Origin of the sequence: Kitasatospora sp. NBC_01539 (assembly GCF_045040525.1) — a bacterium.
Lineage (GTDB): Bacteria > Actinomycetota > Actinomycetes > Streptomycetales > Streptomycetaceae > Kitasatospora.
In genome coordinates, this window is record NZ_CP109390.1 from 293,249 (window position 1) to 313,702 (window position 20,454).

Consider the following 20,454-nt stretch of genomic DNA (forward strand, 5'->3'; position numbering starts at 1 on the left):
CACTCAGGCGGGCGGGGCGTCGGCGGGGGCCGGATGCCGGCCGTACCAGTCGAGGCAGACGAGGAGGGCGTCGTCACGGGGGTCGTCGTCACGGTGCCGGGCCAGCTCGGTCAGCACCGCGCGGGGCACCTCCGCGGCGGGCAGCAGCTGGGTCTCCAGGATGGCACGGGACAGGGCGCGTTCGCCGTAGGGCTCGCCCGCCCGGGAGGCGACCGCGTGGACGCCGTCGCTGACGAAGATCAGCCGGTCACCGTGCTCGACCCGGATGCGCTGCGCCTCGTACGGCGTGTCGTCGGCGAGGCCGAGCGGCAGCTGCGCCTCGAACGGGATGTGTTCGACCGTCCCCGAGCGGAGCCGCAGCAGCTGCGGCGATCCGGCGTCGACGATCTCCACCAGGCCGGTGTCCAGGTGGAACTCCAGGAGCAGCACCGAGACGTGGGCCTTGCCGCGGTACTGCCCGTACACGGCCTGGTCGGCCAGGGCCGCCTGGTCGGCGATGTCGACGCCGGCCCGGCGGGCGTTGCGCAGGGCGCTGATGACGAGGTTGGTGAGGAGGGACGCCTCAATGCCCTCGCCCATGCCGTTGGTGACCGTCAGGGTGAGGCGGTCCTCGGTGGCTGACCAGTCGAAGTTGTCACCGTGGATCGCGTACGCGGGTTCGAGCTGGGCACCGATGGCGTACTCGTCACGGATGCAGGCGCGCGCCGGCAGGAGCTGCCACTGCATCTCGGCGGCCAGGGTGAGGCGGTCCTTGCGGCGGGCCTGGAGGTAGAGGTCCGTGTCGCGCTCCGCGACGACGATGTGGTGCCCCAGGATCTCGGCGACCTCCCACAGCTCGTCCTGCACGGCCCGCGTGAGGCCGGACCGGTCGAGCTCCAGGCTCAGGACCCCGAGCCGGTCGCCCCGGACGGTCACCGGCAGGTGCAGCAGCACCGCGCCGCCGGCCGGACCGGGCTCGGTGAAGGGCTCCTGCGCCCCGAAGGCGCGGCCGGGAGCCGTCGTGTGCACCGGGAGCGGCCGGGCCGTGCGGGGCAGTTCCGTGACCGGCTGCAGCACGGTCAGGCTGTAGTCGGCCAGCAGCAGCTCGACCCGCCGTGCGCCGTAGAGGCCGGTCAGGCACTCCCGCGCGGCGTCGAGCAGGGCGTAGGGGGCAGCAGTGCGCAGTGCGCGCTCGACCGTCGACAGATTGGCTGTCACTCGATCCGCCTTCTCGTCCGACCGCCGGCCGTTCCGGCCGACGGGTTGTCCTGTGGTGTGGCAGGGGTGTCAAGATAGGCCCCATGAACACCGTCTCCCCGCTTCCGGGCCGCTCAGACACCGCGGCCGTCGCGTCGTCCGTGGTGGAGCTGCTGGAGGTGCTCTGGGGCGGCGGCCGCGACCTGGTCTCCGCGCCGGTGTCGGTGTCGCAGCTGCGGGTGCTGTACGTGCTGGAGAGCAACGACGGCATCAACCTCCGCACCCTCACCGAGACGCTGGACTCCCGGCCGTCCTCGGTGAGTCGGCTGTGCGACCGGCTGGAGGCGATCGGCCTGGTGCAGCGCACCGCCAGCGCGGCCAGCCGCCGGGAGCTCGAACTGCATCTCACGCCCGCCGGCCGGACGTTCCTCACCGATCTGCGCACCACCCGGGAGCAGGCGCTGGAGCGGATCCTCGACGGCATGCCCGGTGCGGACCGCCGTGCCCTGCTGGCCGGGCTGCGGTCCTTCCGTACGGCCGCCCTGGACACGGCGGCGCTGGACACGGCGGCGTCGGGCGTCCCCGCCGCGGGGACGCGCACGGGGCCGGTCGGCGGCACCGCCGGGGACACGGGAGCGTCCGGGAGCGTGCACGGCGCCGGAGCCGCCCGCAGCGCCTGACCCGCCCGGAGCGCCTGACCCGGCCGTCCCGCAGCCGGTCCGGGCCTCTCCCGGCGGGCCTCTCCCACCGGGCCCGACGGGCCCCTCCCACCTGCCGGCGGCCGCCCCGGACGGCCGTGCCCGGAGCGACCCGCCGATCGTTGCCGAGGGTGGATTGTTGTCGAAGTGCAAACGTTGCCTCTAGGGTGGGCACGTGCCGCAGTTCGCGGCCCCGGGCTGCGTCCTGCACGCCGCCCGGTGAAGGGAGGCCGTTGTGGCCGAACGACCCAGCACGGCACCGGGCTACCTGGCGGTGCGCATCAGGACGGGCACGAGCGTCATCTCCGTCGAACTGTCCGGCGAACTCGACATGGACACCGCCCCACAGGTCGAGGAGGCCGTCCGGCAGTCCCTCCTCGCCCATCCCCGCATCGTCGTCCTCGACGCGACGGCGCTCACGTTCTGCGACTGCGCGGGCCTCGGCAGCCTGCTGCGGGCGCGGCAGCGCATCGACGGCGCACGCGCCACCTTCCACCTGGAGAACCCCTCACCCGCCCTCCTGCGCCTCGCGGCCCTCAGCGGCACCTCGCACGTCCTCGGCCTGCCGGGGGCGCTGCCCGCGGCGCGGACCGGACCGGCCCGCCCCGAGAGCGCCGTGGTCGGCGCCGGCCACTGACCACGCGACGGCGCGGACGGGCCCCGGGAGCACGCTGTCCCGGGGCCCGTCCGCGCCGTCGTACCCGCGCCCTCAGCCGACGTGCACCCGGGGCCGGCGGGCCCGGTCGGGCTCGGCCTCGCGCAGCACCTCGCGGGTGACCGGCGCGACCTCCCCCTGACCGAACAGGAAGAACCGCAGCAGCTGCGCGAAGGGGTTGCCCTCCGTCCACTCGAAGTAGATGTGCGGCTGGCGCCCGGTGGAATCGCGCACGTGCAGGAGCAGCGCCGCGAGCGCGTTCGGGATGGACGAGTGCTCCAGGGTCAGGACGCGGTAGCGGTCGTGCAGCACCTCGCCGCGCACCCGCAGCTCGGCCTCGAAGTCGGACGGGTCGCGGACCACCACCTCCACGAAGACCAGGTCGTCCTCGGCCGGGATGCCGTTGTCGGTGCGGATCTGGTGCGCCTTGTCGCGGTACTCGGCGAGGTCGCGGCCGCTGGGCTCGTTGGCGATCAGCCGGATCGAGCGGTGCGCGCAGTCGCGGACGAACCGCTCGGCGGTGTCGTCGAGGACCACCTCGGTGACCCGCAGCTCGAACGCGCGGGCCAGCCGGGACGCGAACGAGATGAGGAGGATGCCGGCGATGAAGCAGGCGCCGATCTTCACGCCGTCCGGGCGCTCGGCGATGTTGAGGCCGGTGGTGTAGAGGAACACCGCGGCGATGACGCCGAACGCGGCCGTCAGGCCGTGCTGGCGGGCGCGCCGGGCGGCTATGGTCACGGCGATCGCGGCCGAGCTGATCAGCACGAGCACGCCGGTCGCGTACGCGCCGCCCTGCTTGTCGACGTCGGCGTCGAAGATCCACGTGACCAGGAAGGCCACCGCGGTGAGCACCAGCACGGTGGGCCGGACGGCCCGGGCCCAGTGCGGCGCCATGCCGTAGCGCGGCAGGTAGCGCGGGAGCAGGTTGAGCATGCCGGCCATCGCGGACGCCCCGGCGAACCACAGGATCGCGATGGTCGACACGTCGTAGACGGTGCCGAACGCGCCGCCGAGGTACGCGTGGGCGAGGTAGGCGAGGGCGCGGCCGTTGGCCTCCCCGCCCGGCTGGAAGGCGTCGGCGGGGATCAGCAGCGTGGTGATGAAGCTGGTGGCGATCAGGAACACGCTCATGATCAGGGCGGAGGTGGTGAGCAGCTTGCGGGCGCCGCGGATCCGGCCGACGGGTTCCTCCTCGGTCTCGCCCGGCCCGCCCTCGATGTGCGGCATGACGGCGACACCGGTCTCGAAACCGGACAGGCCCAGGGCGAGCTTCGGGAACACCACCAGGGAGACCCCGATCATCGCGAACACGTTCCCGTGTTCGAGCGTCAGCGCGTGCGACCAGTCCGCGACCACGTGCGGCGCCGTCGCCACGTGCCACAGGCCCACGGCGACGACCACGACGTTCAGCGCCAGGTAGACCCCGACCAGCCCCACGGCCAGGCCGATGGCCTCGCCGAACCCCTTCAGGAACACCGCGCCGAGCAGGGCGACGAGCACGAGGGTGACGATCACCTGGCGGCCGTGGAGCACGCCGCTCAGATGCGGGTTCTCGATCAGGTGCGCGGTGGCGTCCGCCGCGGACAGCGTGATGGTGATCAGGAAGTCCGTCGCCGCGAACCCGAGCAGCACCAGTACGAACAGCTTGCCCTGCCAGAAGGTCAGCAGCCGCTCCAGCATCGCGATCGAACCCTCGCCGTGCGGGCTCTCCCGGGCCACCCGCCGGTAGACCGGCAGCGCCCCGCAGAGCGTGACGACGACGAGCACGATCGTCGCGATCGGCGACAGCAGCCCGGCGGCGAGCGCGGCGATGCCCGGCTGGTAGCCGAGCGTGGAGAAGTAGTCCAGGCCGGTCAGGCACATCACCCGCCACCACCGCTGCCCCTGGTGCGCGGGCGCCTTCGCGTGCGGGCCGGGATGCCGGCTGGCCCGGTCCGCCAGCCCCTCCAGCAGCCACGCCCGGAGGCGGCCCGGCGACCCGGACGACGAGGGATCGGGGAGCGGAGCAGGAGAAACGGACACGGTGGACTCCGGGGAAACGCCGACGATCGAGCCGCCCGGCAGGGCGGCGACGCCAGCGTAGGCGGAGCCGTCACCCGGCCCGCCGCCCCGTCCGGGCCGCCCCGGGCCACTTGGGGCACGCGTACCCCGCCGGGCCCACCGGCCACCCGCTGCCGCCGGCCCCGCGCTGCCGCCGCCGTACCCCGCCCGGCGCAGCACCCGGTCCGGCTCCCCGCTCACGCCTCAACGTGCCTGCTCCGCAAGCCAGTCGGCGCCGGACCGCAGCCGTACGGGCCGACCGCCGGAGGCACCTGCCGAGCCGCGCCGACCGGCCGGCCGGCCGACCCGCAGGGCCCGGACGCACGGGCCGCGCCGCCCTCCCGGCGGCACCCTCGGGGCGGGCGGCGGGCCCTGCGGGCCGGAGCGGCGGGGCGAACCTTGACGCATCCTTAACGCCGCGCGTCCCCGCGCTCGGCCACGCCACGCCGCAGGCTCAGGGCCGGGCGTCGCCGCCGACGACGACGTGACCGTCGAACTCGCCGACACCGGCCTGTTCGACCGCGCGGTCCAGGCGCGCCCGAACATCCCGGACCGCTGCCCGGTAGCCGGACGCACCGAAGCCGCCGTCCGCGGGCCGGTACCCGCGCGAGTTCGGCGCCGCTCTCCGCGACCGCCCCTTCCATGTCAGCCATGCGGACACGGTCCCGTCCCGGACCGACATCACTGACGGACCGCCGCCCGGCCCGACCCGGCCCCACTGACTTTCGACGCCCGGTGGCAGGCCTCCGACGAGACGCGGCCGGACTGTCACGGCGAGGGCAAAGACCCGCTGAGTGCAGGTTCCTTGGGTGACCTCCACCTGGGACGACAGCAATGTGATATGCGGCACATCGCCTGGGTCATCTGATCCCGATTACTCCCCCCTTGGTCGCATGCGTCTGGTTACGGAGCGTCAAAACATGCTGGTCAGACGAATTTTGTCGTTGACTGCCCATGTGTGCGTGCCCGAGGCTTCGCAGTCGAATCTCCGAGTGTGAGTGAGTGCCGTTCATGGGGTCTGAAAGTGACCACGGCCGGTGGGGGTGGACCGCGGGGCGCCGAGCGCTCGCGGTGTGCCTGTCCGCCGGTCTGATAGCGAGTGCCGGGGCGGCGGGTGCTGTTCCGGCTGCAGCCGCCGGAGACGCGCGAACCGTTGACGTGCCCGCCTCGGGGTCGTCGTCGACCAAGCCGTCGACAGGGACCGTGGAGAGCATCGCGGTCGCGGAGGCGAAGCGGACCGGGAAACCGGTCGACGTACCGTCGATGCGCACGGAATCGGTCGATGTCGTCGCACAGCCCGACGGCCGGCTGAAGTCGACCGTCTACGCGCAGCCGCAGCGGGTACGCCGCGCCGGCGGGTGGGTGGACATCGACCCGGCGCTGCGGAAACGGACGGACGGCACCGTCGCCCCGAAAGCAGCGGTCGCCGACGTGACGTTCTCCGGAGGCGGCAACAGCGCACCACTGGTGCGCATGACATCCGCCGGAAAATCGCTGAGCCTGTCCTGGCCCCAGCCGCTGCCCGAGCCGGTCATCGACGGCGCGACGGCGGAGTACCGCACGATCCTGCCCGACGTCGACCTGAAGCTGACCGCGACCCGCACCGGCTTCACCCAGGTCTTCGTCGTCCACACCGCCGAGGCAGCCAAGAACCCCGCCCTGAACGCGCTGCGCCTGGGAATGAAGGGCGACGGCCTGCGGATCGAGGAGGCCGCTGACGGCTCTCTGTCGGCTGTGGACACGGGGGCCGGCGGTACGATCTTCAAGGCGCCGGTACCGGTGATGTGGGACTCCACCACAACCGGGGCCCCGGCAACCGGGGCCAGCGCTCCGGCCGCACCCGTCGCGGCGTCCGCTTCCGGTGCGCCGTCGCCGTCCGCCGACGGCGCGAAGGCGGCGGGCCGCTCCGCGGCGACCGCCGTACCGGCCGTTTCCGCAACCACTGTGCCCGCTGCGGGTACGCGAGTGGCGAAGATTGCAGTCGACTTTCCCGCTGCGCAGGACCAGCTCGTGCTGACGCCGGATCAGGGGATGCTGGACGATCCGGCGACGGTGTTCCCGGTGATGATCGACCCCTCGTGGGACACCCCGCACGCGAGTGACTGGGCGGGCGTGTCGAAGTACTACCCGACACAGGCGTACAACCACTTCACGTACAACTCGAACGTGGTGCATGACTGGGGCGTCGGTTACTGCGGCGACACCACCCGGTGCCAGCCCACTGATGTGAAGCGGGCGTTCTTCCAGTTCCCGACAGGGCAGTTCGTCGGGAAGCAGATCCTCAAGGCGACGTTCGGCGCGTACGAGAGCTGGTCGTACAGCTGCCAGAAGACGTCGGTGGAGCTGTGGAACACCGGGCACTTCACCAACAAGCTGACGTGGAACTCGCAGAACAACTCGACGTTCTGGAGCCGGTACCTGCAGACGATCGACGATGCGAAGGGCTGGACCGGTCCGGGCAGTTCCTGCAGTGCGGGCGGCTGGCTGGAGTTCGGCGGGGAATACTCGGACGCCGTGCGCACGCTGGTGCAGGACGGTGCGAACTGGGGGTGGCAGAGTTCCTCGTTCGGGTTGAGGGCATCCAACGAGAGCGATCTGAACGGCTGGAAGAAGTTCACCGACGGCGCCTACCTGCAGGTGTACTACAATCTGCCGCCCCGTCAGCCCGCCAACGCGGATCTGTCGATGCAGCCGGGTTCCGTGTGCTCGGGCACGGCCGTGCAGGTGCAGACGGTGCCGCAGCTGACCGCAGTGCTGAAGGACCCGGACGGCGAGGCGGTCGGTGCGCAGTTCGCGCTCGGCTGGGACGACGGCACCGGGTGGAAGCGCCGCTGGTTCAGCACTGGCACCGAGGCGACCGTCCCGGCGTCGAACACGTTCAAGGCATCCGGTTCGCTCTTCAACCAGACGCCGCCCGCGAACACCCCGACCGACCGCTCCTTCACCTGGGAGGTGCGGGCCTGGGACGGCGCGGCCTGGGGCCCGTGGAACTCCGACGGTAACCCGACAGCCTGCTACGTTCGGGTCGACTCCTCGATCCCGGCAGGGCCGGGCGTCACCTCCAGCACGTATCCGATCAGTACGTCCGCCGGATCGGTCCCGCCTGTTGACGGCGTGGGACGCTACGGCACCTTCACGATCGACTCGGTGGAGACCAACGTCGTGAAGTACCAGTGGGGCCTGGACACCGCCGCGTCCGCGGCCCACGAGGTCGCCACGACCGCCGGCGCTGCACAGACGATCAGCGTGCTCATGGACAAGCCCGGCCCACACCTGCTTTCGGTGCGGGCGATCAGCGGCGCGGGTGTGTCGTCCCAGTTGGAGACCTACTACTTCAACGTGCTGAGCGGGCAGGGCGCGCGCGACATCTGGTCCCTGGACGACTCCGGAGGCGGCACAACCCTCGCGGGTAGCAGCAACAGCGCCACCGCCACCCTCGGCAGCACCGTCACTGCGGGTGCGGCGGGCCATGCCGGCCAGGCCCTGGCGTTCAACGGCGCTGCCTCGACCGGCTACGCCCAGACCGACTCGGCTGTCCTCGACACGTCCATGAGTTACACGGTCTCGGCATGGGTGCGCCCGGACGCTGCGACGACCACTCGCGTCGCAGTCAGCCAGAACGGGGCCGACTCCTTTTCGTTCACCCTCGGGATCGGCATGGTCGGCACCGACCCGCGCTGGTCCTTCAAGGTTCAGAGCGACGGCGCGGGCCAGGATTCGACCAGCACCTACGTCGTCTCCGCCGCGACCGCGGCGAGCGGACAGTGGACCCACCTCGCCGGTGTCTACGACAAGGCATCCAACACGATCCGGCTGTACGTCAACGGCACCTCCGCAGGCTCGGCCGTCGTCCCGTCCTCCGTCTGGGACGGCCACGCCACCCTTCAGATCGGGCGTGACCGCTGGAACAAGCTGTGGGCTGCTCCATGGTCCGGTTCCATCGACGAAGTCAAGATGTGGGACCGCGCACTGTCCCCGGCAGATATCACCAAAGTCGCCACCGACCAGCCTCTGACCACCGGGGTACCGGCGAAGTCGGTATGGCACCTGGACGAGGCAGCCGGCGCCACCTCGGTGTCCGGCGCACCGGAGACCGACACCCTCACGCTGAACGGCGGAGCCCAGGCCGGCACTGCCGTCGGTGTCAGCGGCAGCGCCGTCACGTTCGACGGCACGGACGACACCGCCCTCACCGCCCGCACCGCCGTCGACGCGACGAGGAGCTTCTCCGTGGCGGCCTGGGTTCGTCTGCCGGCGATCACCAACGGTTCGACGGCCGCGCGTGTGGTGCTCAACCAGACCGGCGTGCACAACAGCGAGTTGTCCCTCTACTACTCGGCGTACGCGAAGAAGTGGGTCTTCGGCCGTTACAAGGAGGACTCGACCGGCGCCACCCTGATCAGCGCCAACCAGGTGGCCTGTACCGCTCCCGTCGGTGCCACGCCGTGTTTCGGTGCCACTGACGGCCAGTGGACCCACCTCGTCGGGGTCTCGGACGCCGTCGCACAGAAGATCCGCCTCTACGTCAACGGCTACCTCGCCGGCGAGGCCGACTACACGCAGACCACCCCGTGGCCGACCCCGGGACCGCTTCAACTGGGTGCCGCCTCCCGTGAGGGCGCCAGTGAACAGTTCTTCGGCGGCGACATCGACGACGTCCGCGTCTGGGACCGCGTCATCACCACCCCGGAGGTCGGCGACCTCGTCAACAGCGTGCCCCAGCTGCTGGGCCACTGGAAGCTCGCCACCTCCAGCGGCGACCCGCTCGCCTCGCCGAACGAGATCAGCGGCGGCGCTGCCGTCGTCCTCGGCGGCAGCGCCAAAGTCAACCCGACAGGCGGTGTCATCGGCGCAGGGAGCCTGTCCCTCAACGGCACCACCGGCTTCGCGGAGAACACCCCCACCCTGCTGCACACCGACCGCAGCTTCAGCCTGTCCGTGTGGGCGGCCACCGCGGGTGCTCCCGGGCGGGACATGACGGCCCTGTCCGTACCCGGCGCGAACGGCGGTTCGGTGACGCTGCGCTGGCACTACCTCGGAGACGATCCCGGTTCGGGCGCGCACCTGGGTGAGTGGCAGGCGTCGGTGCGGTCCACCGACACGGCAGGAGCCGCCCAGACCACCATCACGCACGTCCCGGACAGTGAGTGGGGGCTGTGGTCGCACCTGGGACTGGTCTACGACGGCCTCGCCGGGAGCCTTGCGCTCTACGTCAACGGCGACCTGGACCGGCCAGGCTGCGAGACCAGCGACCTGTCCTGCGCCGGCCGCAGCCTGTCGCTCTCCTCGTACAGACCGTTCGAAGCGGCCGGCGGCGGCCTGCAGTTCGGTCGCACGGAGTCAGCGGCCGCCTGGGGCGAGTACTTCTCCGGAGAACTCGCCGACGTCCGCGTCTACCAGGGAGTTCTGACCGGCGAGCAGGTCAGCGCCCTGTCGACGTCGTTCTGACCAGTACCCGGCGTCCGGTCTGACCGCGGCGCCACACGGGGCCGGGCAGCGATCGCTGCCCGGCCTGCTTTCCCTCCTGCTCCGCCCCCACCGCTGCGGTGGGGGCGGCAGTCTTCCGGGCCCCACCATCCGTGGCCGCTCGGCCGACAGCGCCCCAAAACGGGACGCCGACCTGAGGAAATATGTCCATGATTGTGAACAGGGCTGCCTGGCGGCGGTCCCGGCCCAGGACGGCTGCCGTGGTGGCTGCCGTCCTGGTCGGGTCCCTGCTGCCCACGCTCCCGATGGCCGCAGCAGCGTCCGCGGCCGGATCCCCGAAACTCGCTCCCCCCTCACCGGGTAAGCCGGTCAGGGTCAGCGACACCAAGGTGAAGGCTCGCAAGCCCGACACCACGGTCAGCAAGCCGGAGGCCAAGCACACCGCCTGGCCCAAAGCCGGCACCGCGAAGGTCACCGCACCCCCCGGCAAGCCCATCAAGGCCGGCGACCTCCCCGTCACCCTCACCACGACCGGCGGTGGCACCTCGCCGTCCGCCGACGTCCAGGTCCTCGACCAGGAGACGGCCCGCAAGGCCGGTATCTCCGGCGTCCTGCTCACCGTTGCCGCCCCGGGCGCTCCTGCCGGCACGAGTGCCAAGGTCGCCGTCGACTACTCCGGCTTCGCCCAGGCCGTCGGCGCCGGCTTCGGCGCCCGCCTGCACCTGGTACAGCTGCAGGCGTGCGTACTGACCACGCCCGAGAAGCCCGAGTGCCGGGTGCAGACGCAGCTCGAGGGCGGCAACGACACCGAGCACCAGGCCGTCACCGCCGATGCCGTGCCATTGACCGCACCTGCCACACCGGTGGGGCAAGTGCGTGTGCAGTCCGCGTCGGGCGGGGTGACGGTGCTGGCTGCGACCGCAGGCGATGCGGGTCCGACCGGTGACTACAAGGCGACGCCGCTGTCGGCGGCCTCCACGTGGTCGACGTCGCTGAACAGCGGCTCGTTCACGTGGTCCTACGACATGCCGCTCACCGCGATGCCCGGCGGCCTGACCCCGAAGGTCGGTCTCGCGTACGACTCGGGCAGTGTCGACGGCCGCACGTCGAACTCCAACAACCAGGGGTCCTGGGCCGGCGACGGCTTCACGCTGGACTCGGGCTCCGTGGAACGCACCTACAAGGCGTGCGCGGACGACGGTGCGCCGAAGACCGACGGCTCCGACCCCGGTGACCAGTGCTGGGCGACGGACAACGCGACGATCTCCTTCGCCGGGCACGCCGGTGAGCTGATTCCCGTCTCGGCGGACGAGTGGCGGATCAAGGGCGACGACAACACCAAGGTCGTCCGGGTGCGAGACACCGGCCGCGGCAACGGCGACAACGACGGCGAGTACTTCAAGGCCACCACCCCCGACGGCACCAGCTACTTCTTCGGCTACAACCGGCTGACGAACTGGACCTCGGGCAAGGCGGAGACGAAGTCCGTCTACACGGTGCCGGTGTTCGGCAACAATGCCGGCGAGCCCTGCTACAGCAGCAGTGGTTTCGGGTCGTCGTGGTGCCAGCAGGGCTGGCGGTGGAACCTCGACCTGGTCGTCGACGCCCACGGCAACGACATCACGTACTGGTACACCCCGGAGACCAACAACTACGGGCGCAACCTCAAGGCCACCGACCGCACCCCGTACGTGCGCGGCGGACGCCTGGACCACATCGAGTACGGCCAGCGGCAGAGCGACATCTACTCCGCGACGGTCAAGCCGATGGCGAAGGTGGAGTTCAAGACCGCCGAACGGTGCCTGGAGACAACGGCCTCCCTGTGCGACGCCGCGAACATCGACACCAACAGGCAGTACTGGTACGACACTCCGTGGGACCAGAACTGCAAGGACAACACCGACTGCACCGGTGTGCTCAGCCCCTCGTTCTTCACCCGCACCCGCCTGACCCAGGTCGTGGCCTCCACACTGCAGGGCGACGGCACGTACAAGGGCATGGACACCTGGGACCTGACCCACAAGTGGGGTACGGCCGACTTCGACTACCAGCTGCTGCTGGACACCATCCTGCACACCGGCACCGCCACCACCCCCACAGTCACCCTGCCGAAGACCACACTGGCCTACAAGCAGCTGGTCAACCGGATGGACCGCACCGGTGACGGCCGACTGCCGTTCATCAAGCAGCGGCTGGGCACCGTCACCGACGAGCAGGGCGGCCAGACCGACGTCAACTACTCCGCCGCAGCGTGCGACCCGGCCGCACTGCCCACCCCACAGACCAACATCACCCGCTGCTTCCCGCAGCAGTACCAGCCGAACAACGACACCCCGGTGACCACCGAGTGGTTCAACAAGTACGTGGTCGAGTCGGTGACCGGCACCGACCGCACCGGTCACGCCCCCGACATGGTCACCCACTACACCTACCTCGGTGATGCGGCCTGGCACTTCGACGACCTGGACGGCATCACCAAGGAGAAGCTGAAGACCTGGTCCCAGTGGCGTGGCTACCAACATGTGAAGGTCGAGACCGGCGGCACCACCGCCATGTCCACGCAGACCGACCACTGGTTCCTGCGCGGCATGGACGGTGACCGCACCAGCCCCACCGACAAGACGCAGAAGCGCACCGTCACCGTCCCCGATGGCCAGGGCACCACCATCACCGACGACCAGGCGTGGGCCGGGTTCGAGTACCGCACCGAGCAGTACGACAAGCCCGCCGGCAAGATCCTCACCAAGGCGGTCAACACGCCGTGGAAGAAGACCACCGCCACCCGGGTCCGTGACTGGGGCACCACCACGGCGAACCTCACCGGCACGCAGATCACCAGGGCGTTCACCTCCCTCGACCAAGGCGTCGGTGCGGCGTGGCGCGAGACGCGAGCGAATACGACGTTCGACGCCTACGGCCGGGCCACCCAGAGCGAGGACCTCGGTGACACCGCGGTTGCCGCCGACAACCGGTGCACCCGCACGACCTACGCCGACAACGCCACCGCCTGGATCCTCGTCGGTGCGATCCGCACCGAGACCGTCGCCGCGGACTGCGCCACGACCGTCGATCGCGTGACGAAGGCCGACGGCACCTCCGCCGTCCTCACCGACAACCGGATCCGCTTCGACGGCCAGGCCTACGGCAGCGCCCCCACCAAGGGCGACATCACCGTCACCGGAGCCCTCAAGAGCCGTACCTCGGCCGCCGCCACCTACCTCGACAACACCAGCACCTTCGACGTGTACGGCCGCGTGTTGTCCACCACCGAACTCGCGAACAGCACCGCCGTCGACAACACCACCGGCACCAGCACCAGCACCGCGCTGCCCGAGGCCCGCACCACCACCACCGTCTACACCCCCGCCTCCGGTCGTCCGACGCAGTCGGTGATCACATCACCCCCCGCCAAGGCCACCGACAGTACGACCACCCAGGTCACGACGAACACCTTCGACCTGTTGCGGGGCCAGACGGTCACCGCGACCGACGCCAACACGAAGAGGACCGACAGCACCTACGACGCACTCGGCCGGGTTCTGAAGGTCTGGCTGCCCGACCAGTCCAAGTCCAGCGGCAATACCCCCAACTACGAGTACGCCTACACCCTGACCGATCAGCAGATCACTGCGGTCTCTACGAAGACGGTTGCGAACGACCAGTCCCAGGAGACCTCCTACACTCTCTACGACGGCTTCGGACGCACACGCCAGGCTCAGGTCCCGGGTGACACCGGCGGGCGCCTGATCGCCGACACCTTCTACGACGAGCGAGGCCAAGCCGTCCTCGCCTACGCCCCCTACTACGCCACCGGCGCCCCCTCCAAGACCCTGTCCAAGGTGGAGGACGCCACCGGCGTCGACACCCAGACCCGCAGCGAGTTCGACGGCCTGGGACGTGTCACCAAGTCCACCGTGCTGGCGGGCAGTGGCGTCGGAACGCCGCTGGCGACCACAGTGACCGAGTACGGCGGTGACCGCGTCACCGTCATTCCGCCCGCCGGAGCAACCGCCACCACCACGATCAGCGATGCGGCCGGGCAGGTCACGGAGCTGCGGCAGTACAAAGCCTCGCCCCCCGGCCCCGGTACGGCCTACGACACCGTCAGCTACAGCTACGACCCGGCCGGTCACCTGACCGGGCTCACCGGCCCCGGCGGCGCGCAGTGGGCCTGGCTGTACGACCAGCTCGGCCGGCAGACCAAGGCCGTCGACCCCGACACCGGCACCAGCACCAAGGCTTACAACACCCGGGGCGAGGTCACCTCGACGACCGACGGGCGCGGCAAGACGATCGCGACCGTCTACGACAACATCGGCCGCCTCCTGGAAACCCGCGACGGCTCCGCGACCGGCCCGCTGCTGACCTCCCGCACCTGGGACCCGTCCGGCTACAAGGGCCAACTCGCCTCCAGCAGCCGCTTCACCACGGTCGGCGGCACCACGTACGAGTACAAGACCGCCTACTCGCTCTTCGACACGCTCTACCGCCCCCGCAGGACCAGCTACACCGTCCCGTCCGTCCCCAACGGACAGCAGAACCTCGCCGGCACCTACGACGCCCTCACCACCTACAACACGGACGGCACCACCAAGTCCGTCTCCTACCCGGCCGCCGGCAACCTCGCCGCCGAGACCCTCAACCTCACCTACGACCTGCTCCACCGGCCGACCAAGGCCTCCGGCCTGAACACCTACCTCACCGGCCAGATCTACGACTACGTCGGCAAGCCGCTGCAGTCCACCCTGTCCAACGGCACCGCCAACAAGGTGTTCCACGTCACCAACGCCTACGAGAGCGGCACCCAGCGGCTGAAAACGTCCACCACCGACGTCAACGCGACGACCGTTCTCCGCCAAGCCGGCTATACCTATGATCAGGCCGGCAACGTCACCTCCCTGACCGATGCCAGCGCCTCCGGTACCGACCGGCAGTGCTACCAGTACGACTACCTCACCCGTCTCACCGACGCGTTCACCCCCACCGCCGGCACCTGCCCGGCCACGCCCACCGGCGCGGCCCTCGGCGGCCCGGCCGCGTACTGGACCAGCTGGACCTACAACACCGACGGCACCCGCGCCACCGAGACCCGGCACAACCCCGCCGGCAACACCGCGCAGGACGCCACCAGCACCTACACCTACCCCCAGACCCACCGCCTCGGCGACACCTCCACCGTCACCGGCGCCCTCGGCAGCCCCGTCTCCGAGACCTACGCCTACGACCTCTCGGGCAACACCACCGACCGCCACCTCAAGCCCGCCGCCAACCAGTCCAGCGACCAGAAGCTCACCTGGGACGCCGAGAACCACCTCACCCAGGTCGCCGACACCGTCAAGACCACCAGCGGCAGCACCACCACCACGACCAACCGCACCACCGACTACCTCTACGACGCCGACGGCAACCGCCTCCTCGCCCACAACCTCGACACCGCCGCCCCCACCGCCGAGAACTGGACCCTCTACCTCGGTGGCACCGAACTCAAGCTCACCAAGGGCATGGCCAAGCCCGCCGCCACCCGCTACTACCCCCTCGGCGCGGCCACGGCCGTCCGCACCGACGACAACACCCTGACCTTCCAGACCGGCGACCACCACGGCACCGCCGAACTCAACATCAACGCCACCACCGGCGCCGTCGACCAGCGCCGCACCACCCCCTTCGGCAGCACACGCGGCACCCCGCCCACCGGCTGGGCCGGCGCCCACGGTTTCCTCGGCGGCACCACCGAACCCACCGGACTCACCCACCTCGGAGCCCGCGACTACGACCCCACCACCGGCCGCTTCATCTCGGTCGACCCCGTCCTGGCCGCAACCGACCCGCAGTCCCTCGCCGGCTACACCTACAGCAACAACAACCCCCTGGCCTACAGCGATCCGAGCGGCCTCAGGCTGGCACCGGTCGACGGCGGAGGCGGCACCGGATGCGAAGGCGCATCCTGCACCATGCAGTACCTGCCGCAGGAGGAACTTCCCACCGACGGCAAGTACACCGAGGTCTATCCCGGAATTGTCATCCGCAACAGCCACCGCCTGTTTAAGAAGATCCGCACCGCGCTCTACAAGGCGATCGAAGCGGATTGCGATGGTTGGATCCACGGGTTCGGGTGCCTGGACGTCACGGCCTACAACACCATGTCGGACGAGGGTCGCACTGTCACCCAGTCCATCCTTGCCCGGGACCTCTTCCTCGGCTGCGTCGATGCCGACAGCTGTGACTCCAGGATGCTCGCTGGTGCGATCATCGCCGGCAGCAATATCAATGACATGTTCGGTGACTTGCCGTCCGGCCGCTACGACAAGCTCAAGGGCAAGAAGCCGGGCGCCGAGCCCACGACCAACCCCAAGACCTGCAAGAACAGCTTCCCCGCCGGCACTCTTGTCCTCGAAGCCGACGGCTCGATGGTGCCGATCGAACAGTTGGCAGTCGGCGACGAGATCACCGCAACCGACCCTGAGACCGGCGAGACCGGCCCCCGCAAGGTCGACGCCACCATCGCGACGCCTGACGACCGCCAGTTCACCACCCTCACCATCCGGACTGCTGACGGCGCAACAAGTTCCCTGACAGCAACCGATCACCACCCGTTCTGGTCCGAGAACCGGCACCAGTGGCTCGATGCTGCGGATCTGGTGGCGGGCGACTCACTGCGCACGAGCACCGGTTCGACGGTCACCATCGCCAAGACCAATCACTGGGCCGGGCTGCAGGCCGCCTTCAACCTGACTGTCCGAGACCTCCACACGTACTATGTGCTCGCAGGCAGCACCCCGATCTTGGTGCACAATGAAGATAGGTGCTTCTTCGCGGGAGCAGCGAAGGCTCGCCCAGACGACCTTCCTGTGGACGCTGATGGCAATATCCACCCTCCCACGCCCGAGGATCTCGCCAATCTAAACGTCCACGGCAAGTCCGCATATTCCAGCGTTGATGATCTTGTATCGGCAAGACTGTCCGCTGGCCAACAGATCCGCTCGTTTTCTGAGCTGCCCGATGGCGTGGGATCGATCGCTGATGGTGTAAATGTTGGAGGGACCATGCCCGCGGGGCACGTGACCCTATATCCCACACGGGTCATGACCAGGGGGGAATTCGACCAGCTCCTGACGGACGGCGGATGGAATAATATTGGACAGAAGACCCCATAAACTCCCAAGGCCAGTCGCGGGTGGCAGACTGGCCTGCAACTTAGCAAGTCATTAGTGAAGGAGATGTCATATATGACCACTGGCGATACAGCCCTGTGGGAGTCCTTGGTCTCGATGGAGCAAAGTGCGGCAAAGTTGCGGGCTGCTGTAAATAACTCGAGCACGCGAATCGAGATGCTGACTGCTGCACTGAGAGTGGAGGCGAGCGTATGGGATCAAGGTGCAGCCTTGAACTTCCTGAGGTTGTTCACTCGAGACGTCTCGCAGTTCGTTCCGCAGATTTTCGGGTTTGCGGTCAGTGGAAGATGGGAGCGCGAGGCCCGCGAGGTTCTGGCAGCAGGCCCTCGAGGTGAAGTCCTTCCCGAGGTGATTCGTCGTGCAGCTGAATACCTGCCTAGACCTGATGTCGAGGACTACCTGCAGCTTGCTTCGATTTTGGCCTCCCTTGAGTCAGCCGAGGCTTTGGCTGGTGTCGCATCTGACGCGATGGCGAGCTCGGATCCTGAAATTCAGGAGGCGGGTACGTTTATTCGCCAACAGTACGCAAATATCATCGGCATGGGATTTTACGAATAGGAAACGGGCCACGCCTCCGATGGTCAGGCGCTGGCAAAGTTCTAAGAGTTTCTTCGATCGGCGCATTCGCAACCAACTAAAGAGATTCTGGAATTGCGCGAAAATTCGACCATCCGGATGATTTATACGAGCTCACAGCCGCAATTTCGGCGAAACTAGATTTCACGCCCAGCGGCCCCGCTGAAGAATCTTCAGCGGGGCCGCTGGGCGTCCTGACGGCCAGGCCTCGTTGTTTCACGGCAGCGGCCGGTTGATCTCGTGCCCGTGATGTCGCGTTGGTCCGTTCCCGGGGGCGGTGTCGGGTAGGGCTGCGCGTCGGCTGCCGTGCCAGTGACACCGGGTTCCACGGGCCCGGTGGACTGCGGGTCGGCCTCCTCTCACTGTTCGGCGGGGCCAGATGCGCTGGTCAGGTGGGTCGGGCCAGGGCCTGGATGCGGGTGAAGGCCCGCACGATGGCGTCGGCCCAGGGCCAGGTCGAGGGGATCTTCAGGCGGCGTCTGCGCTGGCCGCGTACGAGCCGGGCCGGGACATGCAGGATGCGGTAGCGCAGGGGCTTGGGGGTTGCGGTGGGACATCGAAGAACCGGCTCCACTTCGGCCGCGACACCGCCTTCGCTGAGGACGCTCTCCCGGCCTCCGGCCTGGGGTACCCACACAAAGATACTGACCGGCCACGGCCCGGAGAACATAGCGACCTGCGAAGCCTCGCGATCAACACCCTCCGCGCCCGGGCATCGCAACATCGCCGCCGGTATCCGGCAGGCCTCCTACGAGCCCTTCATCCGCCCGCTCGACCTGCTGGGCATCTCTGACCAGCGCGATTACAAGATCACAGGAATGTGCAACGGCCCTGGCCACAGGATCCGCCGCTTCGCCCAGCGGCTCGCGCACCTGCTCCGCGCCGCGGTCCCCGCGTGAGCGCACCGGGTCGTACGACCATGCCAGGCATTCCCTCGCCCGGCGGAGGATGTCCGCGGCCGTGCCGACCGTCGCACCCGGCCTCGCCCGACGTGCCTCCGGGCCGGAGCCACGGCGCACGGCGGGCCGTCAGGAAGCTGTCGAGCCGGGCTGGGTGGTGGGGATGCGTCCGGTGAAGAACAGTGCGACGGTCGCGGCCAGCGCGAGGATCGCCAGCGCGGCCCGCAGGCCGTCCAGGCGGGCCGCGGCGTTGGCGTCGAGCGCGGCCGCGGAGACCTCCGGCGGGACCCCGGCGTCGTCGAGTGCGGCGGTGAGCTGGGCGTCCGACAGGAACGGCACACCGCTCGCCAGCTGGACCGTCGCCTTGTCCGTGACCTGCGCCGGGATGTCCGGGCTCTCGCCGATGCCGGTCAGGAAGGAGGTCGTCAGTGCGGCGATCATGAGCGAGCCGGCGAGTGCCGTGCCGATGGAGGCTCCGAGGTTGGTGACGGCGTTCTGCACCCCGCCGACCTCCGCGCTCTGCTCGTCCGGCACCGCGGAGACGGTGACCGCTCCGAGCTGCGAGGCCAGGGCCCCCATGCCGAGCCCGATGAGGAGCAGCGGCACGGTGGTGATCTCGGCGCCCGCGTCCGCGTCGAGCGCGGCGAGCAGCACGACGGCGCCCGCGAGCAGCGCGATGACGCCGCACCGCACCACCCGCCGCGGCGAGACGTGCGGCAGCAGGCGCGGGATCAGCACCGCGGCGGCGAGCAGGGTCAGCGAGAGCGGCAGGATGCGCACGCCCGTGGCGAGGGCGGAGAGGCCGAGCGCGACCGACAGGTACAGCGGGACGACGAAGAACACCCCCATCTGCACGAGGTACTGGAAGAAGAACATCGTCAGGCCGCCGGTGAGCTGCCGGTTGTGCAGGAGGCCGGGGTCGACCAGCGGTTCGCGGCCGCCGCGGACCACCCGGGCCTCCCAGCGGAGGAAGAGCCAGACGAGCAGCAGACCGGCCAGCATGAGCCAGACGACGAGCGAGACGCCCAGCCACGACGGGGCGTCCGCCTTGGGGACGAACCAGCCCCACTCCGCGGAGCGGAGCACGCCGTAGACGAAGATGCCGAGGCCCAGCGCGGAGAGCGCCGCCCCGACGAGGTCGAGTCGGGAGCGGCCACCGGTGGGTGCGTCGGCGATGCGGCGGGCGACCAGCAGGATCGCGACGACCACCAGGACCTCGCCGGCGAACACCCAGCGCCAGGAGAAGTACGTGGTCGCGATGCCGCCGATGAGCGGGCCGAGCGCGATCGCCACGGCGCCCGCGGCCGCGACCAGCCCGTACGCGGCGGGTCGGCGTTCCGCGGGGAAGTTGCCAGCGACCAGCGCGACGATGGCGGGCAGGATGAGGGCCGCCCCGACGCCCTCCAGGAAGGACCAGCCGAGGAGGAGCACGGGCAGGTTCGGTGCGAGGGCCGTCGTCAGGGAGCCGCAGCCGTACACGGCGCAGCCGATCATGAAGGCGCGCCGGCGGCCGATCAGCACGCCGACCTTGCCGCCGGGGATCATGAACATCGCCATGACGAGCGTGTACGCGGTGATCGCGCCCTGGATGCCGGTGACGGTCGTGCCGACGTCGTCGGCGACCGTCGCGATCGCGACGTTCATGACCGAGCTGTCGAGTGCCATCAGGAACTGGCCGGCGGCGAGGGTCGCCAGCACCAGGCCGGCAGCCGCGGCCCCGGCCCCGGCAGGAGTGCCCGTTCTGGATGCCATGGCCGCATCGTCCCAACGGCGCTGCGCGGCGGGTGCCCGACCCGCCCCGGGGGTCA

At 69.9% G+C, this 20,454-nt stretch carries 9 protein-coding genes; 5 read left to right on the forward strand and 4 right to left on the reverse strand.

What is annotated here, in order from left to right; translation table 11 throughout:
- Positions 1-3: 3 nt before the first annotated feature.
- A complete protein-coding gene (locus OG335_RS01270) occupies positions 4-1,197 on the reverse strand; it encodes a PP2C family protein-serine/threonine phosphatase (RefSeq protein WP_405009070.1) in 1,194 nt (397 codons plus the stop codon).
- Between the two features lie 83 nt (positions 1,198-1,280).
- Here OG335_RS01270 and OG335_RS01275 point away from each other — a divergent pair, with 83 nt between their 5' ends.
- Positions 1,281-1,856 carry a MarR family winged helix-turn-helix transcriptional regulator gene (locus tag OG335_RS01275; RefSeq protein WP_405009071.1) on the forward strand — a complete coding sequence of 192 codons (576 nt, stop codon included), beginning with the start codon at positions 1,281-1,283 and terminating at the stop codon, positions 1,854-1,856.
- A 253-nt stretch (positions 1,857-2,109) separates the two neighbouring features.
- On the forward strand, positions 2,110-2,511 hold the full coding sequence (locus OG335_RS01280; protein ID WP_405009072.1) for an STAS domain-containing protein: 402 nt from the start codon (positions 2,110-2,112) through the stop codon (positions 2,509-2,511).
- A gap of 72 nt (positions 2,512-2,583) precedes the next feature.
- Here the strand turns inward: OG335_RS01280 and OG335_RS01285 are convergent, their stop codons facing one another.
- Positions 2,584-4,554 carry an amino acid transporter gene (locus OG335_RS01285; protein ID WP_405009073.1) on the reverse strand — a complete coding sequence of 657 codons (1,971 nt, stop codon included), beginning with the start codon at positions 4,552-4,554 and terminating at the stop codon, positions 2,584-2,586.
- 1,221 nt (positions 4,555-5,775) lie between these two features.
- Between OG335_RS01285 and OG335_RS01290 the strand changes: the two genes are divergently transcribed.
- The 3 genes from OG335_RS01290 to OG335_RS01300 all read left to right on the forward strand — a co-directional run bounded on the left by OG335_RS01290 (position 5,776) and on the right by OG335_RS01300 (position 17,729).
- Positions 5,776-10,020: a LamG-like jellyroll fold domain-containing protein gene (locus tag OG335_RS01290; RefSeq protein ID WP_405009074.1), complete on the forward strand. Its 4,245-nt coding sequence runs from the start codon at positions 5,776-5,778 to the stop codon at positions 10,018-10,020.
- 239 nt (positions 10,021-10,259) lie between these two features.
- The gene (locus OG335_RS01295) at positions 10,260-17,153 is read left to right on the forward strand and encodes a polymorphic toxin-type HINT domain-containing protein (protein WP_405009075.1); all 6,894 of its coding nucleotides are present in this window, start codon (positions 10,260-10,262) and stop codon (positions 17,151-17,153) included.
- A gap of 72 nt (positions 17,154-17,225) precedes the next feature.
- Positions 17,226-17,729 (forward strand): hypothetical protein, encoded by a 504-nt coding sequence (locus OG335_RS01300; RefSeq protein ID WP_405009076.1) that lies wholly within the window; start codon positions 17,226-17,228, stop codon positions 17,727-17,729.
- Positions 17,730-18,135: 406 nt separating this feature from the next.
- On the opposite strand, the gene OG335_RS01305 is transcribed toward OG335_RS01300, so the two are convergent.
- Entirely contained in the window at positions 18,136-18,384 is a 249-nt protein-coding gene (locus OG335_RS01305; protein ID WP_405009077.1) for a hypothetical protein, read from the reverse strand.
- 391 nt (positions 18,385-18,775) lie between these two features.
- Positions 18,776-20,398: an MFS transporter gene (locus tag OG335_RS01310; protein WP_405009078.1), complete on the reverse strand. Its 1,623-nt coding sequence runs from the start codon at positions 20,396-20,398 to the stop codon at positions 18,776-18,778.
- Positions 20,399-20,454: the final 56 nt, after the last annotated feature.

What these genes read in the sequence shown, in the direction of transcription:
- OG335_RS01310 (WP_405009078.1), bottom strand. Translation starts at nt 20,398, where the DNA reads ATGGCATCCAGAACGGGCACTCCTGCCGGGGCCGGGGCCGCGGCTGCC.
- OG335_RS01275 (WP_405009071.1), top strand. Translation starts at nt 1,281, where the DNA reads ATGAACACCGTCTCCCCGCTTCCGGGCCGCTCAGACACCGCGGCCGTC.
- OG335_RS01300 (WP_405009076.1), top strand. Translation starts at nt 17,226, where the DNA reads ATGACCACTGGCGATACAGCCCTGTGGGAGTCCTTGGTCTCGATGGAG.